Source organism: Anaerobacillus sp. ABA4_114 (assembly GCF_056159065.1).
In genome coordinates, this window is sequence record NZ_JBSWUM010000001.1 from 3149997 (window position 1) to 3168897 (window position 18901).

20 protein-coding genes and 1 pseudogene are annotated in these 18901 nt (G+C 42.5%); 9 read left to right on the forward strand and 12 right to left on the reverse strand.

Annotation, left to right across the window (positions count from 1 at the left end; translation table 11 throughout):
* Positions 1-33 precede the first annotated feature (33 nt).
* The 8 genes from ACXAEY_RS16195 to ACXAEY_RS16230 all read right to left on the reverse strand — a co-directional run bounded on the left by ACXAEY_RS16195 (position 34) and on the right by ACXAEY_RS16230 (position 6758).
* A complete protein-coding gene (locus tag ACXAEY_RS16195; RefSeq protein WP_474813368.1) occupies positions 34-1179 on the reverse strand; it encodes an ABC transporter permease in 1146 nt (381 codons plus the stop codon).
* Complete coding sequence (locus tag ACXAEY_RS16200; protein WP_474813370.1) at positions 1176-1874, reverse strand: ABC transporter ATP-binding protein; 699 nt, start codon at positions 1872-1874, stop codon at positions 1176-1178. The genes ACXAEY_RS16195 and ACXAEY_RS16200 overlap by 4 nt, the downstream gene beginning before the upstream one ends.
* Before the next feature lie 148 nt (positions 1875-2022).
* Positions 2023-3444: an alanine/glycine:cation symporter family protein gene (locus tag ACXAEY_RS16205; protein WP_474813372.1), complete on the reverse strand. Its 1422-nt coding sequence runs from the start codon at positions 3442-3444 to the stop codon at positions 2023-2025.
* A gap of 144 nt (positions 3445-3588) precedes the next feature.
* Positions 3589-4347 carry a MerR family transcriptional regulator gene (locus tag ACXAEY_RS16210; RefSeq protein WP_474814860.1) on the reverse strand — a complete coding sequence of 253 codons (759 nt, stop codon included), beginning with the start codon at positions 4345-4347 and terminating at the stop codon, positions 3589-3591.
* 111 nt (positions 4348-4458) lie between these two features.
* Complete coding sequence (locus ACXAEY_RS16215) at positions 4459-4581, reverse strand: hypothetical protein (protein WP_270181008.1); 123 nt, start codon at positions 4579-4581, stop codon at positions 4459-4461.
* 119 nt (positions 4582-4700) lie between these two features.
* Positions 4701-5264 (reverse strand): GNAT family N-acetyltransferase, encoded by a 564-nt coding sequence (locus ACXAEY_RS16220; RefSeq protein WP_474813374.1) that lies wholly within the window; start codon positions 5262-5264, stop codon positions 4701-4703.
* 15 nt (positions 5265-5279) lie between these two features.
* Complete coding sequence (locus ACXAEY_RS16225; RefSeq protein ID WP_474813375.1) at positions 5280-5900, reverse strand: NUDIX hydrolase; 621 nt, start codon at positions 5898-5900, stop codon at positions 5280-5282.
* 18 nt (positions 5901-5918) lie between these two features.
* Complete coding sequence (locus tag ACXAEY_RS16230; RefSeq protein WP_474813377.1) at positions 5919-6758, reverse strand: GNAT family N-acetyltransferase; 840 nt, start codon at positions 6756-6758, stop codon at positions 5919-5921.
* A 236-nt stretch (positions 6759-6994) separates the two neighbouring features.
* Here ACXAEY_RS16230 and ACXAEY_RS16235 point away from each other — a divergent pair, with 236 nt between their 5' ends.
* Together ACXAEY_RS16235 and ACXAEY_RS16240 are read left to right on the forward strand one after the other, a co-directional pair.
* Entirely contained in the window at positions 6995-7177 is a 183-nt protein-coding gene (locus ACXAEY_RS16235; RefSeq protein WP_474813379.1) for a hypothetical protein, read from the forward strand.
* 17 nt (positions 7178-7194) lie between these two features.
* Positions 7195-7644: a hypothetical protein gene (locus tag ACXAEY_RS16240; protein ID WP_474813381.1), complete on the forward strand. Its 450-nt coding sequence runs from the start codon at positions 7195-7197 to the stop codon at positions 7642-7644.
* A 224-nt stretch (positions 7645-7868) separates the two neighbouring features.
* Here the strand turns inward: ACXAEY_RS16240 and ACXAEY_RS16245 are convergent, their stop codons facing one another.
* Positions 7869-8066: a hypothetical protein gene (locus ACXAEY_RS16245; RefSeq protein ID WP_474813383.1), complete on the reverse strand. Its 198-nt coding sequence runs from the start codon at positions 8064-8066 to the stop codon at positions 7869-7871.
* A gap of 373 nt (positions 8067-8439) precedes the next feature.
* On the opposite strand from ACXAEY_RS16245, the gene ACXAEY_RS16250 reads away from it, so the two are divergent.
* From ACXAEY_RS16250 to ACXAEY_RS16280, 7 genes and pseudogenes are all read left to right on the forward strand, one after another.
* A complete protein-coding gene (locus tag ACXAEY_RS16250) occupies positions 8440-9963 on the forward strand; it encodes a BCCT family transporter (RefSeq protein ID WP_474813385.1) in 1524 nt (507 codons plus the stop codon).
* A gap of 152 nt (positions 9964-10115) precedes the next feature.
* Positions 10116-11642, forward strand: a complete 1527-nt coding sequence (locus ACXAEY_RS16255) for a spore germination protein (RefSeq protein ID WP_474813387.1) — start codon at positions 10116-10118, stop codon at positions 11640-11642.
* A gap of 24 nt (positions 11643-11666) precedes the next feature.
* A complete protein-coding gene (locus tag ACXAEY_RS16260; RefSeq protein ID WP_474813389.1) occupies positions 11667-12854 on the forward strand; it encodes a Ger(x)C family spore germination protein in 1188 nt (395 codons plus the stop codon).
* A gap of 6 nt (positions 12855-12860) precedes the next feature.
* Positions 12861-13079 (forward strand): hypothetical protein, encoded by a 219-nt coding sequence (locus ACXAEY_RS16265; protein ID WP_474813391.1) that lies wholly within the window; start codon positions 12861-12863, stop codon positions 13077-13079.
* 27 nt (positions 13080-13106) lie between these two features.
* Positions 13107-14213 carry a GerAB/ArcD/ProY family transporter gene (locus ACXAEY_RS16270; RefSeq protein ID WP_474813393.1) on the forward strand — a complete coding sequence of 369 codons (1107 nt, stop codon included), beginning with the start codon at positions 13107-13109 and terminating at the stop codon, positions 14211-14213.
* A 120-nt stretch (positions 14214-14333) separates the two neighbouring features.
* The gene (locus tag ACXAEY_RS16275) at positions 14334-14654 is read left to right on the forward strand and encodes a transposase (protein WP_474813394.1); all 321 of its coding nucleotides are present in this window, start codon (positions 14334-14336) and stop codon (positions 14652-14654) included.
* An 11-nt stretch (positions 14655-14665) separates the two neighbouring features.
* Positions 14666-15544 (forward strand): annotated as a pseudogene (locus ACXAEY_RS16280) (IS3 family transposase); the annotation flags it as partial.
* A 107-nt stretch (positions 15545-15651) separates the two neighbouring features.
* Here the strand turns inward: ACXAEY_RS16280 and ACXAEY_RS16285 are convergent.
* From ACXAEY_RS16285 to ACXAEY_RS16295, 3 genes are all read right to left on the reverse strand, one after another.
* Complete coding sequence (locus tag ACXAEY_RS16285) at positions 15652-16149, reverse strand: DoxX family protein (protein ID WP_474814862.1); 498 nt, start codon at positions 16147-16149, stop codon at positions 15652-15654.
* A 257-nt stretch (positions 16150-16406) separates the two neighbouring features.
* Entirely contained in the window at positions 16407-16910 is a 504-nt protein-coding gene (locus ACXAEY_RS16290) for a hypothetical protein (protein WP_474814864.1), read from the reverse strand.
* Positions 16911-17003: 93 nt separating this feature from the next.
* Positions 17004-18812, reverse strand: a complete 1809-nt coding sequence (locus tag ACXAEY_RS16295) for a sulfatase family protein (RefSeq protein WP_474813397.1) — start codon at positions 18810-18812, stop codon at positions 17004-17006.
* Positions 18813-18901 lie beyond the last annotated feature (89 nt).

An 18901-nucleotide genomic window follows, 5' to 3' on the forward strand; every position in this document is an offset into this window, starting at 1 on the left:
CGCTGACTCGGAACCCTTTGCTTACTTCCTTACTCACATGACCTGCATCCATACCACACCAACCGTTCCGATACAGAGTAAGAAGAAGGCTGGCATACTGATAAGCTTCACTACTTTCCCCTCCGCATCCCTTCGAACATTTTCATTCCATCGAAACAATTTTCCGTATTGATGTTCACTGAACTCTTTCCAATCTGAACGAGATAAACTCGTAAGCGCGTACAGAGCAAAACCAAGTACGATGAATTTGACCACGAGTGGCAACAGATAGATCGCTACGTTGCTCCACCCTACAACCTGCAGGTAGAACTGAAGTTTATCAAACGATCGAACTAGCCACTTCAAGTAGAGATCGAGAATACGTGAGACCGGATCATCTTTTTTAATCCATTTCCCCTTAACAAGTAACGGTCTTCTTCTCTCGATAAGCGGCTTAGAAACACTTCCGCTCGGTCCTAGGAATAGCTTTGTAAAGTGCTGTTTATAGCCTCTCTCAAGAATGACATCTTGAAAAAACGTTCCCTTCAATGTAAGGCGCATACGAATGAGGAGAGAGAGGATAACGGCGAGAACAGCACATACGAATACTAGAATACCTTCACGATGGATTACGGTATGTAAGATGAGAACCGTTCCAACGCCAAGGATGGTTAGTAATCCAATCATCACCCACTTAACCCAAACGATTGAGATGGTGACTTGAAGAAGATGCTTTCCTAACGTCACGATGACACTCATCAAAAGAATATAGAAAGCAAGACTCGCAACCTCAGAGACTGACCATCCCCATCCTACGATTAATAATGGGAGGAGAACTCCTAACCCAATGATCCCCCATCCGACAGTCCTTACTAGTGAAAACAGCGTATACCACTTTTGGTAAGTGACCATCAGCTCAGTATTGCCCATAATGAACACTTGGTCTGCCTCTTCTACATATGTTCTGAAGGAAAGTGTCGTTGCAAAGAAAAATAAGCCGATCAATGCGACTTCCTCAGGCACACTCGCTGTCCACTCGGGTGCTTCGATCCACCATGATCGATACATCGCAATGAAGATCACGATTGCTGGGATGAGGATATACAGAAGGACCGTCCAGTCAATCGCAGTACGAAGATCTCGATATTTATAGTCAAAATCGCTTTTGATCCGTTTCCTTAACAGCGGAAGAGCTTTCATCGCTCTTGCTCCAGCAAGGTATCTACGCAGTCAAGCAACGAGCCCGTTGATTCTCCAGACTTCAACTGAAAATCATGCAGCGATCCTTGCGCCAACAGCGTTCCATCATTCAAAAGGATGAACCGATCGCAGATTCGCTCAGCCGTATCCAAGACGTGGGTACACATTAAAACACCTGCGCCCCTCTCTCTTTCCATCTCGATAAGCGTAAGAAAATCTTTCGTCGCACGAGGATCAAGTCCAAGAAAAGGCTCATCGATAATATAGAGATCTGCCTTTAACATAAACGCTGTGATCAACATGACTTTTTGCTTCATCCCTTTTGAAAAACTCGACGGATAGTCATCCACCACCTTCTCCATACGGAAATATGCGATCAGCTCTTTCGCCCTTCTTTCCCACTCTTCCCCTCCTAGAGAGGAAGCAGCGGCAAGTTCAAGATGCTCATAAAATGTTAAGTAATCATATAGAACGGGTTGTTCTGGTATGTATGCATAGCGAGCACCGTCTTTTATCTGAACAATACCTTTCCACCCTTTCAATAGACCAAGTAATGCCTTTATCGTTGTACTTTTCCCTGCTCCGTTACCACCAAGAAGACCGACGAGCTCCCCTGCACCTACGTCAAATGCAATGTTTCGAACCGCCTTCCGATTATCCTGATATCCTGCACTCTCAATCGCTACGTTCAGCATGGTATCACCTCACTTACTAGTACGACTGTCGACAGCTGGAGGTTTCGCGTTTCTAGTACCCTTTCTATTCTAGTGCCTGGTACCACCCGGTTTCTGTCGAAACAAAAAAAGAGCCTGATACAACAGGCTCTTTCGCTAAACTATCGATTTAACCAACCTTCTTTTCTTCCTGCTTCGTCTCCCATGCTTCTGTATCCTTAATACCGAGTGCTGTAGGATTGAACACTGGATTTCTTCCTGCTTTACGCTGTAACTCGTAATCTTTCAGTACCTTCATCGCTACTTTTGCTAGCATGCCGATTGCGATCAAGTTGATGATCGTCATCAGTGCCATGAACAAGTCCGCCATCTTCCATACAAGGGATAGACTTGAAATCGATCCGATCATCACGAATGCCATCGTAAGGATACGGTAGCCAAGAATCGCTGACTTACTTTCTTTAATAAACTCGATGTTCGTTTCGCCGTAGTAGTAAGAACCGATGATCGAGCTGAATGCAAAAAGGAAGATTGCGACTGAGATGAAGATTGCTGCCCATCCACCGATATGAGAGCTTAGTGAGTTTTGCAGCAACTCGATTCCAGATACTTCTCCTGTACGGAACTGAGGAGCAAGTAAGATGATGAAAGCTGTTGCGGAACACACAAGAATCGTATCGACGAATACACCTAGAGACTGGATAAGACCTTGCTTCGCTGGGTGTGACGTTGTTGCAGTAGCTGCAGCGTTTGGCGCACTACCCATACCAGCTTCGTTCGAGAACAAGCCACGTTTTACACCGTTCATGATCGCTGCACCGATCGCACCACCGACAGCTTGCTCAAATCCAAATGCACTTTGTACGATTAATCCGATGACGGCAGGAAGTTCAGTAATGTTGATCAGCATCACAATGATCGCAATCGTAAGATAAAGAACTGCCATTACTGGAACGATGATACTCGATAAGTTCGCGATACGGTGTACCCCGCCGAAGATAACGAGACCTGTCACAACCGTAATCACAACTCCTACCATAATACGGTTCATGCCGAACGCATTCTCAAACGCTAATGCGATCGTATTACTTTGAACGGAGTTAAAAATGAGTCCGAACGTAATCGCGATTAAGACTGCGAATATGATTCCTAACCATCTTTTCTTCAACCCTTTTTCTATGTAATACGCTGGTCCTCCTCGGAACGCTTTTGAATCTTTGATCTTATAAACCTGAGCTAATGTACTTTCAATAAACGCTGTTGCTCCTCCGAGTAAAGCGACGATCCACATCCAGAAGATTGCACCTGGTCCACCAAGCGTGATTGCTACTGCTACACCCGCTAAGTTACCAGTACCGATACGAGTCGCTGCTCCAACACAGAAAGATTTAAATGGTGAGATATTTTTCGATCCATCTTTGTATTCCGGTTTCTCAGACATCACCCGGATCATTTCTCCGAAGAAACGAAATTGCACAAAACGAGAAGCCACTGTAAAGTAAATGCCTATACCGAGTAACCCTGCAATGAGTACGTAACCCCAAAGAATGCCATTCGATGCATCGATAATCCCATTCAAAAACCCTTCCATTTACACATTCGCCCCTTTTTGTTAATTCTTTTTAAATTTTCAGAAATTTGTATATTTTTATTATACAAGTAATCCCGGGGAATGCAATACATTTTTCGACGAATTGTGAGGGGTGCCTGTCACCACGACAAGCACCCCTCTCATTCAGGCTTTTCGATCCGCATAAACGTCCATCGCATCGCGCATAAACACCGCTAACCCTTCACCGTATTTATCGATATTCTTCGTGAACCGCTCATCATCCACGTACATCTGCCCTAGGCCGCGGAACGCTTCATAAGAATAATCTCCAAAATTCTTCAAGAACTCATACCATTCATGAATCGCTTCCTGCGCCTCAGCCGAATCAGGTGCACCGTGACGCAGCTTAGCAAGTCTCGTATAAATCCGATCCCAGCCCTCCGATAGATTCTGCTGCTCTTCCTTAGACAATCCTCGTATCTTCTTATTCGATTCATCGATCTTCTTATCACCCCAGCGCCTGCGCGCCTCCTCTTCATACGGGTTATGATCAAAGTTCATCCCCTCAAACTTTTCCTCATTTGTCATTTCGACCTCTCCCATCATTTGTTTTATCGTTTTATCGATTGTCGTAATCATCCGATCCACATGACTGCGCTTTTCAACAAGCATCCTCCGCTGTAACTCCAGCGCCTCCTTCCGATCAAAGGCTGGGTCTTCAAGAATTCGCTGAACTTCCTTCAAAGAAAACCCAAGTTCCTTAAAAAACAAAATCTGCTGCAGCGTCTCTAAATCATGTTCAGAATAAATCCGGTAGCCTGCTTCAGTCGTCTCTGGCGTTAACAACCCTATTTCATCATAATGATGAAGCGTACGAACACTGATTCCTACAATGTCCGCTACCTCTTTCACTTTCATTTCGACCAGCACCTCCTTACTCATCACTATAGGGTATAACGTAACGTGAGGGTCAATGGGTTTTATCACTATATTCTCCTATTAGTAAAAAACATAAGAAAGCCGTATTCGACTCCCGAATACGGCTTCACCAGTTCATTTAAAAAGGAACTGAACAAACGCTACGATCAAAGCAACTAGAAAAAAACAGACGATACCTGCCATAATAACAGATCGAAAAAACTTTTTTCCTTCCGCGAACGCTTTTATTATTTTCACGTGCACCCTCCTATAAATGAGTTCTCACTGTCTAATTCCCAATTATTTCAAAACGAAACAGTAAAAATTGCTCATTACGAGAGTCGCATACTTATTTAAAACGTCATGGCCATCGGTCGCTAAATATCATCTTCCCCATTCTCATACTCCCCGCGCAACATTGAATACATATAGAGATCATCAAATTTTCCACACGTATATTCATAGTGTCTCAATAACCCTTCTCGCATAAAGCCTTGCTTCTCAACTAACTTTTGAGATGAACGATTCTCAAGTTCTATCAACGCTTCGATCCGTTCCAATTCGAGCTCTCGAAAGCCGAACGCCATAACGGCATGCAGCGCTTCACTCGCTAACCCTTTTCCCCAGTAACTCTTATTTAGCTCAAATCCTATCTCCGCCCGCCTGTGTCTCGGTCTACGATTTAAAAAACCACAGCTGCCAATCATTTCATCCGATTCCTTCAGTACCAGTCCCCATCGCATTCCTGAACCTTCTTTATGTATGGATTTGTACCAGTTAATCTCATCTAACGCATCGTCGATCGTCCGAAACGGCTCTAGCCCCATGTGCTTCACAACATCTGGGTCAGATAAATAACCCAACATAGCTTCAGCATCCTCCGTTCTCACTTCTCTCAGCATCAACCGTTTCGTTTCGAGTGTTTGTAACTCGTTGTTCATCACTTCACCTCAGCTCTACCATTCATTCTTTATCCGCTGGATCACCGCTTGATAAAAAGAAACCTCGTGTGGCACGAACTTTTCTTTCCCAACTCTTTCATTGATCAACCGTTTACGTCCCTCTTGATCGATTTCAAATCCTTCCACTAAAATCGTCTCAGCAGTGTCCTCCCAAAGCGCCGCAAACTCATCGAGTTCCACTTTCACCATCCCGGCCACTTCTTCCTTTTGAAGCGTAAAGTCTTCGAACCTAAGCGACGCGAGGTGGAGAAACACGTGAGCAATCTCCTTATCTATGAAATCGCCCCGATGAACGGAATAATTCAGGACACCAAGCGGTAACAGCGACTGAAACGCCACATCGATCCCGATCTCTTCCTTCACCTCTCTCACGCCATCTTTCACCGTTTCATTCGATAAAAGGTGACCCGCAGCCGTGATATCTAGCAAATAAGGGTAGTCCTTCTTCTCTCGACTACGAAGCTGTAAGTAAACGAACGGCCGCCCATCTTCTATACTCACAATCCAGCAATGAAACGCCTCATGCCAATAGCCTTTTTCATGTACTTCTTTTCGTGAGGCCACACCGATATGGTTATATTTTTCGTCAAAAATGTTCAGTTGTTCTTGTTCCATATGTAAACACCTTCTTCTCTATAAAAACTTCCGATACACGTGCGTGGTTTGCACATGTTTATACCCGAGCGAGTCATATAGTTTCTCTGCAGATGTGTTGCCTTCCATGTAGCAGATGCCGATCTTCTCATACCCTCTATCGAGCAATGTGTTCATACCAAATTGGAGCGCTTGTTTCCCGAGTCCCTTCCCTTGATGATGAGGCGCTACCATCAAATTCTCAATTGTTCCATCTCCAATCGTGACAGATGCTCGCATTTCATTTTTATCTACTAGTAAAAATACATTCTCTTTTTCTCGCAATTGATACCTTCGAACACTCTCTTCTGTAGCGAGATAAGGTTTTAAGTCATTTTGCTTATGTATGTCATAGTAAGCATCTTGCACCATTTTAGCGAACTGATCGAAATAGACGTCATCATATCGCTCAAATTCCGTACCTCCGCCTGGAACACGTTCTCCATCATAAACGAGTTCAGGAGATCCCCACCATTTATGAAAACCTACCTTTTTACAAAAACGTTCTGGATTATGGATATCTACCCTTGTGTAAGCACTGATCACATCAGGTTTCAGGTCGATCAAGTAACCTTCCAATGCTCGATATAACGCCGAACCGATTCCCTGATTCCTATATGCTGGATCAACGAAAACGTTGACCTGAGCTTCTGTTTCATCAGCATCGTTTCGAGAGAGCGTTGCGTAAGCGATCCCTTTTATTCCGTCCTGTTCGAATACGAGAAACGCATCGGATTGTGAGCATATTTCTTTTGCGGTGCCCATTTCAAAACTTCCTTTATTCGTTCCGATCACTCTATTTACTTCATCTAGGTCTTCTATCATAAAATTCCGTATCACTTAAAAGCTCCTTTCTGCTTAGCTGGCTAACAATCACTTCATAAATGTAATGACGAATGATAAGTAGAAAAGTTCCATAAATGCGTTAACTCTTCAAATCACCTTACATTTTTTGGTTTATCTTTCATAAATAAAAGGTAAGAAGATAGTAACAAGATAGAGAACCTTTTGTTCTTTTTGGTGACCAGTTTATCGGCTGTTTTTATCACTTTAGAGGGTAGAGAGGAGTTACGATCATGAAAGAAATTGTGCTGAACCTTGTTTTATTTCTCTTCTTATTTCCTGCAGCCATCATCGTTTACGTGGATTCCCTTCAACATGGGAACGTAGCGATGTCACCATTCGTTTCGATTTCAATCGCCATCGCAGTTGGATACATGCTGCTAAATATGAACAGACGTACACCTAAAAAACGATGAAATCTGGAGGCTAGTAGATGTCAAACAAAAGCGGCTTATCTTTTGGGCAACAGCTACTTCTATTAATCGGGCTTGTTTTATTATTAATAGGCAGCGTTACGACTGCCTTTTATTTTTTTGGACTTTCAGTTGGCTTTCCCACGTTTCTCATTATGATCGTCATCATCGGTTTGATCGGCAGACGATACTTTGACGTCACGAATGAACATTACCTTGCACCTCTAGACCGGAAGTTGAACATAACAATCCTTTTTTGGTTTTTCGTTATCCCTCTTTTTATCTTTATCGTACTATGGGATACATTCACGGTCGGATCGAGTGTCGTACTTGGCGCTATTTTAGGGTTGATTCGGGCCACCATATTACTCGGGATACCAACAGTGCTTCACTTCCGCAAAATGAAGAAACTCGGCTATCACCTGAATAACGGAAAATGGGACAAAGAAGGAGTAGAAACAGATGCGTAAGGCTCAAATTAGAGCCTTCTTTTTTTGTGATTCTATCTACACAATCTGGTTCTTTTCATTAGGTTTGAACAAGGAGACATACTCCTCTCCTTCTTTTTTTGCTAGTCATTTAATTCTTAAAATAATACATCCGTTTTCGAGACCTGGGCTATGAGTTGAAGAACGGTAAATGGAGAAAAAAAGACCATATACACACGTAAAGAGGGGGCAGCGAGCCCCCTCTTTCACATTTCCTCCGTCGCATTAGACTTTTCTTTCACCTTCAAGATGAAAAACACCAGTACACCGATCACCCCGACTATCGCAGCTATAAGATGATCAACATACAAGTCGCCATCCCTAAAATACCTGATCGCAAATCCTCCGCCAAAAATAGTAATGATCGTAACCGACACATACAGTAAAAAGAATTTCCCTTTCATCGTGATTCACCTCTATATCTTATCCATCTTCTACTAGTTACTACGTATATCCCCTACCAAAAGTTTCTTTTTTAAGGAAAAATCCAGACTGCGGATCATCTCCTCTCCTCATATCAGCGAAAATTTCATTTTATCGGCGAAATATCATTTTTATCAGCGATTTCAACCTATATATCAGCGAAAATCACTCTTTTATCAGCGAATTCCAACATATATCAGCGAAACCGTATTTCTCTACCAATTCACTCATGATTTGGAAGAAAGCTGGACAAAATACATCACAATACGACAAAATTCTTGCATCCTCAATATTCAGGTGGTAGAGTAAATCTTTGTGCCTAAAGCATTTCTAGAAAATTTAAAGGAGTACGATATGAAAAATAAAGAATCAGGCCGGATCGACTGGCCGGTATTTGGTATAAGCGGAGGAATTCTCGTTCTCTTCGTTGTTCTCGCACTATTCGATATCAGTCTTGTAGAAGCAATCGTTAGCAATAGTTTCTCATGGTCAGCAACCTACTTTGGGGCTTTCTGGCAAGTCCTTATGTTAGCGACGTTCTTCGTTGGAATCGGACTCGCTTTCTCGCGATACGGTAAAATCAAAATGGGTAATTTAGACAAACCCGAACTTAGTTTATACAAGTGGCTCTCCATCATCATGGCGACACTTCTCGCAGGTGGCGGTGTATTCTGGGCAGCGGCTGAGCCGATGTACCACTTCTTAACCGTTCCACCTTCTCAATCTGGGATCGAAGCAGGCACGAACGCTGCCATCGACCCAGCACTCGCACAAAGCTTTATGCACTGGGGTTTTCTCGCATGGGCAATCCTAGGTACGATCAGTGCTGTCGTGATGATGTACGGTCACTATCATAAAGGCATGCCGATGAAGCCTCGTACGCTTCTTTATCCGATCTTCGGCGAACGACTTCGACACAGCTGGATCGGAACGGTGATCGACGCGTTTTCAGTTATCGCTGTTGCAGCTGGAACGATCGGACCGATCGGATTCTTAGGTCTTCAAGCAAGCTATGGCCTGCAGGAGATCTTCGGCATTCCGAATCAGTTCAGCACACAGTTTTCGATCATTTTAGCAGTTGTTGTGATCGCTACGATTTCTGCGGTAACCGGGTTATACAAAGGAATTCAGATCCTAAGTAGCTTCAACGTACAGCTCGCGATTGTATTGATGGTCTTCATCGTGATCTTCGGACCAGGTGGCTTTATTATCGACCACTTCATCTCAGGATTCGGTTACTATGTTGATCAGTTTATTACGATGTCAACGTTCCGTGGCGACACGGGTTGGCTCTCGTTCTGGACAGTGTTTTTCTGGGGCTGGTTCATCGGATACGGTCCAATGATGGCGATACTTGTTTCTCGTATTTCTCGCGGTCGTACGATCCGAGACATCATCGTCGCAGTATCGATATTTGCACCTGTTATCTCAACGTTCTGGTTCACCGTTCTTGGTGGGTCAGGCATTCACTTTGAACTGACAAACCCTGGCTCGATCTCTGAAGCGTTGAACGCAGCTGGTAATCCAGCCGCAATGTTTGCGATCACGGAGCAGTTCCCGCTCGCAGCGATCGTTTCACCACTGTTCTTGATCCTCACGATCCTATTCGTAGTGACGACGACGGACTCGATGTCCTACACGATCGCGATGGCCGTTACAGGTGAAGGAAATCCGAAGAGTTGGTTACGTATATTCTGGGCAGTGCTTCTCGGCGCTATTGCCGTCATCCTATTGATCACGGGTGACAGTGGCATCACGCAGCTTCAGAACTTTATCGTTGTAACAGCTGTTCCGGTTTCACTCCTTCTCCTTCCGATGGTTTGGCTCGCACCGAGAGTCGCTCGAAAGATGGCGAAGGAACAAGGGATCAATAAATAACACCATTCCATCTACACAAAAATAAGCATGACCCGCAGATACATCTGCGGGTCATTTTTCATATTCTCCTACTATTCCCAGTGGTGTTGCATAGTGATGGTCGTTATAGAAAATGCTACATAACAAAGAACCCTAATAGGAGGAGTGTGACGATGCGTAGAGCAAAAAATAGAAAACGGATCAGAAACTTAAAAACTTCGCAAACAGTTCATGCTCAGGGTACGCAAGTTAACGATGTACTTCATACTAATATTGATCTTATCAACAATAAACTTGGACATAGCATGGATATGGTAACGAGAGAATTTAAAATACAAGGTAACGTGAACGCTGCGATACTTTATACAAAAGGATTAACCGATCGCATTATTATCCAAGAATTATTAGAATCGCTGATGTTAGATGAACGGAAGCCAACACTTACTCAAATAGACGAGATAAAAAAGTCACTACTGACCGTTTCTCAAGTTGAAGAACTAACAGATTTTAACTCGATCTTCACAGGGCTGCTTTCAGGTGATGCCATTATTTTTGTCGAGGGAGAAACCGTTGCTCTTTCAATCAACATCAGGAAATGGCAAGCGAGAAATGTTGGTGAACCTACTTCGCAGGCAGTGGTTAGAGGACCTCAGGAAGCCTTTACTGAAACAATCATTACAAACTTAGCTCTTATTCGTAGAAAAATTCGTGACGAAAACTTATGGATTGAAAATATGCAACTAGGTAAGAGAACGAAAACGGATGTTTCGATTGCGTATATCAATGGTCTTGTAGATGACAAGATCGTACAAGAAGTTCGAGAGAGGTTAGATCAGATTTCGATCGACGGTATATTAGAGAGTGGTTATATTGAAGAATTTATACAAGACTCCACTTATTCCCCATTCCCTACGGTTTATAATTCAGAACGTCCTGATACAGTAGCAGCTGCTTTATTAGAAGGACGTGTCGCAATCATTACAGACGGCACTCCGTTCGTATTGATCGTACCGACCGTGTTCATTCAATTTTTTCAGGCTTCAGAAGACTATTATCTACGGTCAGATTTTGGTTTCATCCGTATCATTCGGCTTCTTTCTTTCTTTATATCCTTACTCGCTCCATCATTATATATTGCCATCACAACGTTTCATCAAGAGATGCTTCAAACCTCATTATTGATTAGTCTTGCAGCTCAGCTTGAGGGAATACCCTTTCCTGCTTTTATTGAAGCGATCATCATGGCCGTTATCTTTGAAATTCTTAGAGAAGCAAGTGTTCGCATGCCGAAAACAATCGGTTCTGCCATCTCCATCGTTGGTGCGATCGTGCTAGGTGAAGCTGCTTATACAGCTGGACTCGTGTCTCCAGCTATGGTGATCATCATTTCGTTAACTGCAATTTCGAGTTTTGTAACCCCAGCATTCAACATGTCACTGTCGATTCGCATTCTACGGTTTGGGATGATGATACTAGCAGCTACATTTGGTCTTTATGGCATTATCTTGGGACTTTTCGGTCTAACACTTCACTTATGCAGCCTTAAATCATTCGGGATTCCGTATTTAGCTCCTGTTGGCCCGTTTCATCTGAGAGACCAACAAGATACTCTTTTTCGGTTACCTTGGCCTTGGATGAAGAGTCGTCCTAAATTCCTTAACGAACAAGATCAACAAAGACAGCCTGGTCAGAAAAATTAACTCATGTATAAAGATGGTGGAAATATGAAAAAAGTGCTTATTTTCCCTCTGATGATCTTACTGCTTTCAGGGTGCTGGGATTCAAGAGAACTTGGTGACCTTGCTATCACTGTGGCTTTAGGACTCGATAAACAAGGTGATGAATTCAAAGTTACCGCTCAAGTCGTAAACCCAGCTGTGATCTCAACAACATCTGGGAACAATAGTGCGATTAAACCAGTGACCATTTTTGAAGAGACTGGGGAAACTTTAAGTGAAGCATTGCGCAAAATACTAAACACTTCTCCTAATACCATCTACTTGTCACATGTCAGGGTTATCGTTATAGGAGAAGAATTGGCGAAAGACCGCTTAAAGTTCGTGCTAGATTTTATCTCTAGGTATCATGAATTTCGGACAGACTTTTTCATGATTGTTGCAAAAGACGATACCGCTGATACGATGCTTAAAGTTTTCACTTCGCTCGAGAGAGTTCCAGCAAACAAACTCTACGAGTCATTAGAAAAATCTGAGGAACTATATGCCCCAACGAAAGCTGTAACGCTGGATGATTTGAAAATCGATCTATTAAACAAAGGAAAACAACCCGTTTTGACAGGCATTACGTTAAATGGAGATAAAGAACGTGCAGCTTCTGAAGAAAATGTAAAAAACTTAGAAAAGAACTCGAAATTAACCTATGAAAATCTAGCTGCTTTTAAAAAAGATCGCTTAGTTGGGTGGCTATCTGAAGAAGAAAGTAAAGGCTATAACTTTATTACGAACAATGTTGTCAAAACGAATGGTGTCGTTCCTTGTCCTGATGGTGGGAAAGTTGGAATGCGGCTTCTTAATACGAAAACAAAGCTCACGAGTCAATTCAAAGCGAACACCCCTGTGATAAATGTATCGATAAAAGGAGAAGGTAATATAGATGAGATCGCTTGCGCACTAGATTTATCAAAACCAGAAAACGTGAAAGAATTCCAAAAGAATTGGAATGACCTTCTAAAGTCTTTCTGTGAAGCTGCACTACAAAAAGCGCAGCATGACTTTAAATCTGATATTTTCGGGTTTGGACACGTCTTTCATCAACAACACCCGAAAAAGTGGAGCCATCTGAAAGAAAGGTGGGATGACGAATTCGAGAATCTAGAAGTGACTGTCACAACTGACTTTAAAATCCGTCAACTCGGCACAACTACGGATTCTATTGTAAACGAATTGGAGTAATCGATTATGGTGAAGGTATTAGGAGTGTTAATCATTGCAGTCATTATTTGGTTTATCGATTATCCCATATTAAAGAAAGGCAAACGTAGGGATTTTATGATATTCGCTTTGCTTTTAAGTTTAGCTCTGAGTGCTAATATACTTGAAATATTTGAAGTGAAGATTTGGAATCCAATGGATGTTATAAAAAATATCTATAAACCGCTGTATGAACGTATATTCTAGTTGATTGTTTATAAGAGGTGACCATGCATGCTTGAAAAAGGAAGAATATCAGTTGTTCAATTTTCCATATTAGTCTTTCTGGTAACGACCGGTGATTCGATTCTAGTTCTTCCTTCAAGCGTTGCAACTCAAGCAAAAAATGATGCGTGGATTTCTGGAATACTTTCATTAGCAATCGGGATGTGCCTCGTTCTTCTAGTGTATCAAGTATATAAACTTGTACCCGATCGAACATTTGTAGAATACAGTGAAGATCTATTTGGATCCTTCATCGGTAAAGTGTTATCGTTGTTTTTTCTATTATATCCACTTCTATCTGTTGCTCTGTTACTACGAGAGCTCGGTGATTTCCTCACTACTCAAATCTTGCCCAACACTCCTATTGAGGTTATGACCGTATTATTTATGCTTGTTGTTATTTATGGAACACGACTAGGGTTAGAAACATGGGTTAGAGCTGGACAGGTATTCGTTCCATTCTTTTTAGCCTTAACCTTCTTATTCTTTATTTTCCTTAAACCACAAATACAATTTGAGTATATTAAACCGGTCTTTGGTGAGGGGATGAAGGCGATTCTTGCCGGTACGCTTACATTTACCGCATTTCCATTCATGGAAACCCTTATTGTGATCATCATGATTTTCCCCTATGTTCAGGTAAAAAACAAAAAAAACATTCGAAATGCGATGTTATTAGGACAGCTCTCCGGTGGTACATTATTAGTATTATTAATGTTAACATCGTTACTCGTGTTCGGCGGAGAACTCGTAGCCCACCAGCAGTACCCTAGTTATTCTTTAGCTAAAAAAATCACTGTCGGTAAATTCTTAGAACGGATCGAGGCCATCATTGCTATTCTATGGTTAATTACAATCTTCATCAAAACATCCTTCTATTTTTACTCAGCCTCGTTAGGGCTTGCTCAGCTCTTTAAATTAACTGATTATCGCCCTCTTACCTTTCCACTAGGAATGCTTTTAGTCGCTATGTCGGTCGTCGTATCACCTAACATCGTGTATTACAATGAAGTTATCTCACAATATTGGCCCCTTTTCGACTTTACGATGACTCTTGTTTTCATTCCTATGATCTTAATATTTGGAATGATTCAAAAAAAGAAGCATAACTTATAAATCAGGCCGAACGACCACATTCGACAAATAATGAGTGGTGCCTGTGGTCGACCCCCTTATTGTGGACACATGAGGTATCATAAAGATACGACACAAGTGAGTTTAAGGGGGAAAGAATTGATGGCGAGAAAACCACATTCTACATTCGAATTAAGAAAAAGAGCTGTTGATGAAGTTCTAAAAGAAAATAAACCTGTCAGAGTTGTGGCAGAAGAGATTGGTTTCAACCCAGATTCAATTTATAACTGGCTCCATCGCTATAAAAAATGGGGAGACGAAGGACTCAAGGATTCCTCCAGAACGATACGATCTAAAGTGGAAGGTCAGGGTAGTTTAGCTGACGCCAAACGGATTAAAGAACTAGAGAAGAAATTGAAAGAAAAAGAGTTGGAGAATGAAATCCTAAAAAAGTTCCAGGCCTTTCTCAAAGAGAACGAGTAAGCAATAAGTACGCAGCGATTTCCTACTTGAGGAAGGATTCAGCCAATTATCCTGTTCGATTGCTTTGCCAAGTACTAAACGTATCGCGTAGTGGTTACTATGCTTCTTTGAAGCGACCGAAAAAAGTCGCCAACGATTCAGATAAAACGCTTCTCACTCGTATTAGACGGATTTATGCCATTCGGCGCGGTACGTATGGGGCCAAGCGCATAGCCAAGCATATGAAAACAGGAAAGAAGGCTAGAATCGTAAACCACAAGAAAGTAGCTCGTTTAATGCGTGAAGCAAATCTTAAGGCTACAGTCCGTAAAAAGAAAGCGACCAAACAAGTGAAGGTATTGGCAGGTGGCTACGTTTATGAGAACCTATTAAACCGCCAGTTTGAAGCGTTGCATCCAAACCAAAAGTGGGTAACGGATATGACAGAAGTGGTCATTGAAAATAAGAAATGGTACATCTCAACGATGATGGACCTATTTAATCGCGAAGTGATTGCTTTCCAATTAAGTGATAGTCCGAACCAGGATCTAATTGAGGCAACATTAAAAGAAGCACAAAAGAAACGAAAACTCAAAAGCTTATCTGGTGTTCTTCTTCATAGTGATCAAGGCAGTGTTTATCGCTCTCTACGCTACAATCAGTTAAGTAAAACAATGGGCTTCACACCAAGTATGTCACGTAAAGCAAACTGTTGGGATAATGCCGTTATAGAGAGCTTTTTCTCTCAACTTAAGGTGGAATTCCCGTGCTTCTATCCCAAGATTGATGGTGTCACGTTTCGAAGAAACAGCCTATCATATATTCGTTATTACAACACAAAGCGAATCCAAGAAAAACTTGGATTCGCTTCACCGTCAGAATTCTATAAGAGCTATAAAAATGCGAGTTGAAATTTCGGAATTTGCCCGTGTCCATATTTAGGGGGTTAAATCACTGTCACCAGAAAACCAGAAACTAGAAAGAGCAAGGAGCTAGCAGTCTCCTTGCTCATTTTTTATTACGCTGCAACTCCTCTTTCTTCTCCTCCAAAGCGTTTCTCTTTCAGTTTAAGAAGAAAGTAATCGAGTCCAATCTTTCCTGCATTCCATCCTCCAACTAATAGTAAAAACTCCATGATCATAAGGTTTGGATTCGTGCTAATCGCACCTGCAAGTAAAAAGTTGACGTTCATGATTAATCCCATAAACGCTGAAAAAGTTGTTAATAACCCTAGGATTAATGCAATTCCTACTAACAACTCTCCCCAGGGAACCAATACGTTAAAGATCGATACGTTCGGCAAAGCAACGTTCTCAAGGAAGTTCGCATACCATCCTTGCACAGCTGGATGCTCTCCTGTCGATTTCTCGATTCCTCCTTGTAGGAATCCTGAAGCATCAAATTTCTCCTCACCTGAAATTTTTCCCCACCCTGCCGTCAAAAACGTATATCCGACATAAACGCGAATCACTGTTAGTAACGAGGCGGCAACAACGTTATTTCGAAACCAGCTCATTATCAAAGTTTATCTACTCCTCTCTTTTTTACCTCAAGACAAAAAGTTGACCTAAGGAAACATTTCTTATCTTTAAAATAACGACTGTAGAATAGTTCGTCAATAAAACCTTTTATAGTTAATCAAAAAGTCCCCGTTCTTCTATCGGGCGATAGGACAATACTCCTGATAAAATGGTTTTCTTCTTCCAATAGAAAAGAAGCATTTCGCTACGCCTATGCGTAAACCTAGCGAAATGCTTCTCACGAAGAACATTCTCAGCCTTCTTCTGCAAGCTGCGTTTTCTCTCCTCCTCGTTTTCTTAAGCGAAACTTTTCATACAAAACCTGCAATCCGTACAGCAAGTACGCTTTATAGTGGATATAGAGAAAGAACTGAAAGTACGTTAACTTATGCAACCGAGCGATCTTTATCTTTTTCAAAAAGGGAAGGAACAGAAAAGCGAATAGTGCATTCGCAAGAACATTTAATCCCACGAACTTTTTAAAATTACCGTAAGAATGCTTTAAGATCCACATCGATATGGGCATATATGGACCAATGTCGAATGGAAATTCGTCTCTTAAGAAGGACTTCGGCTTATCATAAAATTTCCACCATTTCCGCTTTCGACCGTAGAGATGATTGACCACTTCAAATAGGAAAATGATAAAGCTCGCAAAGAAAAACCGCTTGATATGTCTCTTTCCGATAAATCGTAAAGAGAACCACGGGATCAGGATCATCGCAAAATTGAATACAACGTGCCGTTTTGATGTCATAAGGGCATCGACCTCGATAGTAATTATTTCAATCACTCTTACTATCTCCTCATGAATAAAAAAAATTCGTATCGAGCCCTCACTCGAAGCGTTCTATCCCTGTTCACACGAAGGCATACCTGGCACAGTGCCACTCGACGGCTCCAGCCTCTTCTGTTTACACTGTTCCTTGAGTGCAATCATCAAGAGGTTCATAACCTCGATCGACTCAGGCGTTTGAAACGCAGGATCCGCTAAGTTCTTTTCTTCAAGAGGATCTGTCGTCAAATTATACAGCTCAAACTCGTCTGGCAGGGGATTTACTTTTGTTGTCGTGATACAGAGCGAGACTTCGACGTTCTCAGAGGTAGGAACTGATTTTTGCTCATGCACGACCACATCCGATACACCAGGGTTGCTCCAGAACTGAGGGTTGTCATAGTACCTTGAAAACTTCCATAGCTCTTTAGCTCGGTTGGCTCCAGTCGGAAGCTTCGTGATGATCGCTTCGATGTGGTTCGGCTGAATGACCGATTCGTACGGCTCGCCGGTTACCGTAACCTGGTTCAACCCTCTCGTCACATCATCATCCGTCATAAAATAAAGCGGTTCGTCGGCTCGATAAAAGGCTTTTTTTCCTTCTAACAATGGGGTGAGATCACGCCCAACGAGAGGATGAACTTCGTTATGACTTTTGTTTAGCTTTTCCTGAGCTTCTCCTGCATCGATGCCTGCAAGCCCGAGCATAGTTGGAAGAATATCCACATGACTCGTCAACATCTCTGTACTCGCTCGTCCTGAGAACAGCTTCGGACTATGAATGATGAAGGGCACATGAATCGATTCCTCATACGTGTTGTACCATTTTTGAAACAGTCCACCGTGCGCCCCCAGCATATCCCCATGATCTGAGAAAAACAACACGATCGTATCGTCATAAAAAGAGGAGTTCCGAAGCGCATCGAAAACCTTGAACATTTCATTGTCGACTTGCTTCTGAAGAGAATAATAAAGCTGACGATAAAATAGCGTGTCTGCGAGCGGTTGTATCGCTTTTGGATAGGTGAGTTGATAGCTTTCTTGCGCTCTCGGCTTCGTAGCTAGCGATTCGTTTGCAGTAGGAGCTGGCGGGATATCAGGGAGTGATGGATCGACTTCAAAATTATACATCGGATTGTTTCTTGTAAACGCCCCGAACAGCGCGATGTCATGTGGATTGATAAAGGATGTCATGATCATCCAAGGAGAGGTTTCGCAAGCTGAATTTCGCTCGAGCGACCTAATAAGATGTACCGCTTCTTCAGCATAGATGACGTCACGGCCACTGATACCGATTCCAGCAGAAGAACCGGAATTCCGAGGAGCGGTTCCATGAGGTTCCGGTCCTACCCAGCCATTAAAGCCAAAGTCATTCAACCGGTTTGCGTTAAGGTATTCATTCACGTTCTCTGGATCTGGCAGCCCTGTATTCGTATAGCTCGGCAAAGCATTCTTCGTACCAGGTATGAGGATGTCCTCGTCCGACGCATGCCACTTCCCTTTCCAAAACGTTCGGTATCCAGCCGTTCTAAGGTAATCGCCAATCGTTGGTACCGTATTCCGGTCAAGCCAAAACATATCAGGATCAAAAGCTCCTTTGGCTGCACCACTTGTTTGTGAAACACCGTGAAGAGATGGATACTGCCCAGTATATAGCGTCGTTCGGCTCGGACTACATGCAGTACTGCCAACATAATGCTTGTTGAATTCAAATCCGTTTTCCTTCAAAAGTTCCTGCGTGATTAGATTCTTTCTCTGCCACTCTCGAAGCTCCTCATCCTCATATACCGATGGATACCGCTCCTCATCGACCATCAAGATGAGAAAGTTCGGTTTCTTCCCGTTCTCGATCAAAGAAGAAAACCGTTTCCCCTCACTTCCCATGATGTAGCTCCCCCTTCTTTTGATGGTGCCTGTCACCCCTCGAACAAGCTCGAAGAATGTAGAATGATGCTCAAAAAAATTCCAGCCTA

Coding starts and splice junctions, on each gene's coding strand:
- ACXAEY_RS16290 (WP_474814864.1), bottom strand. CDS start 16,910: ATGACATCAAAACGGCACGTTGTATTCAATTTTGCGATGATCCTGATC.
- ACXAEY_RS16250 (WP_474813385.1), top strand. CDS start 8,440: ATGAAAAATAAAGAATCAGGCCGGATCGACTGGCCGGTATTTGGTATA.
- ACXAEY_RS16295 (WP_474813397.1), bottom strand. CDS start 18,812: ATGGGAAGTGAGGGGAAACGGTTTTCTTCTTTGATCGAGAACGGGAAG.
- ACXAEY_RS16220 (WP_474813374.1), bottom strand. CDS start 5,264: ATGAACAACGAGTTACAAACACTCGAAACGAAACGGTTGATGCTGAGA.
- ACXAEY_RS16240 (WP_474813381.1), top strand. CDS start 7,195: ATGTCAAACAAAAGCGGCTTATCTTTTGGGCAACAGCTACTTCTATTA.
- ACXAEY_RS16285 (WP_474814862.1), bottom strand. CDS start 16,149: ATGAGCTGGTTTCGAAATAACGTTGTTGCCGCCTCGTTACTAACAGTG.
- ACXAEY_RS16235 (WP_474813379.1), top strand. CDS start 6,995: ATGAAAGAAATTGTGCTGAACCTTGTTTTATTTCTCTTCTTATTTCCT.
- ACXAEY_RS16245 (WP_474813383.1), bottom strand. CDS start 8,066: ATGAAAGGGAAATTCTTTTTACTGTATGTGTCGGTTACGATCATTACT.
- ACXAEY_RS16205 (WP_474813372.1), bottom strand. CDS start 3,444: ATGGAAGGGTTTTTGAATGGGATTATCGATGCATCGAATGGCATTCTT.
- ACXAEY_RS16200 (WP_474813370.1), bottom strand. CDS start 1,874: ATGCTGAACGTAGCGATTGAGAGTGCAGGATATCAGGATAATCGGAAG.
- ACXAEY_RS16265 (WP_474813391.1), top strand. CDS start 12,861: ATGGTGAAGGTATTAGGAGTGTTAATCATTGCAGTCATTATTTGGTTT.
- ACXAEY_RS16270 (WP_474813393.1), top strand. CDS start 13,107: ATGCTTGAAAAAGGAAGAATATCAGTTGTTCAATTTTCCATATTAGTC.
- ACXAEY_RS16275 (WP_474813394.1), top strand. CDS start 14,334: ATGGCGAGAAAACCACATTCTACATTCGAATTAAGAAAAAGAGCTGTT.
- ACXAEY_RS16195 (WP_474813368.1), bottom strand. CDS start 1,179: ATGAAAGCTCTTCCGCTGTTAAGGAAACGGATCAAAAGCGATTTTGAC.
- ACXAEY_RS16225 (WP_474813375.1), bottom strand. CDS start 5,900: ATGGAACAAGAACAACTGAACATTTTTGACGAAAAATATAACCATATC.
- ACXAEY_RS16255 (WP_474813387.1), top strand. CDS start 10,116: ATGCGTAGAGCAAAAAATAGAAAACGGATCAGAAACTTAAAAACTTCG.
- ACXAEY_RS16210 (WP_474814860.1), bottom strand. CDS start 4,347: ATGAGTAAGGAGGTGCTGGTCGAAATGAAAGTGAAAGAGGTAGCGGAC.
- ACXAEY_RS16260 (WP_474813389.1), top strand. CDS start 11,667: ATGAAAAAAGTGCTTATTTTCCCTCTGATGATCTTACTGCTTTCAGGG.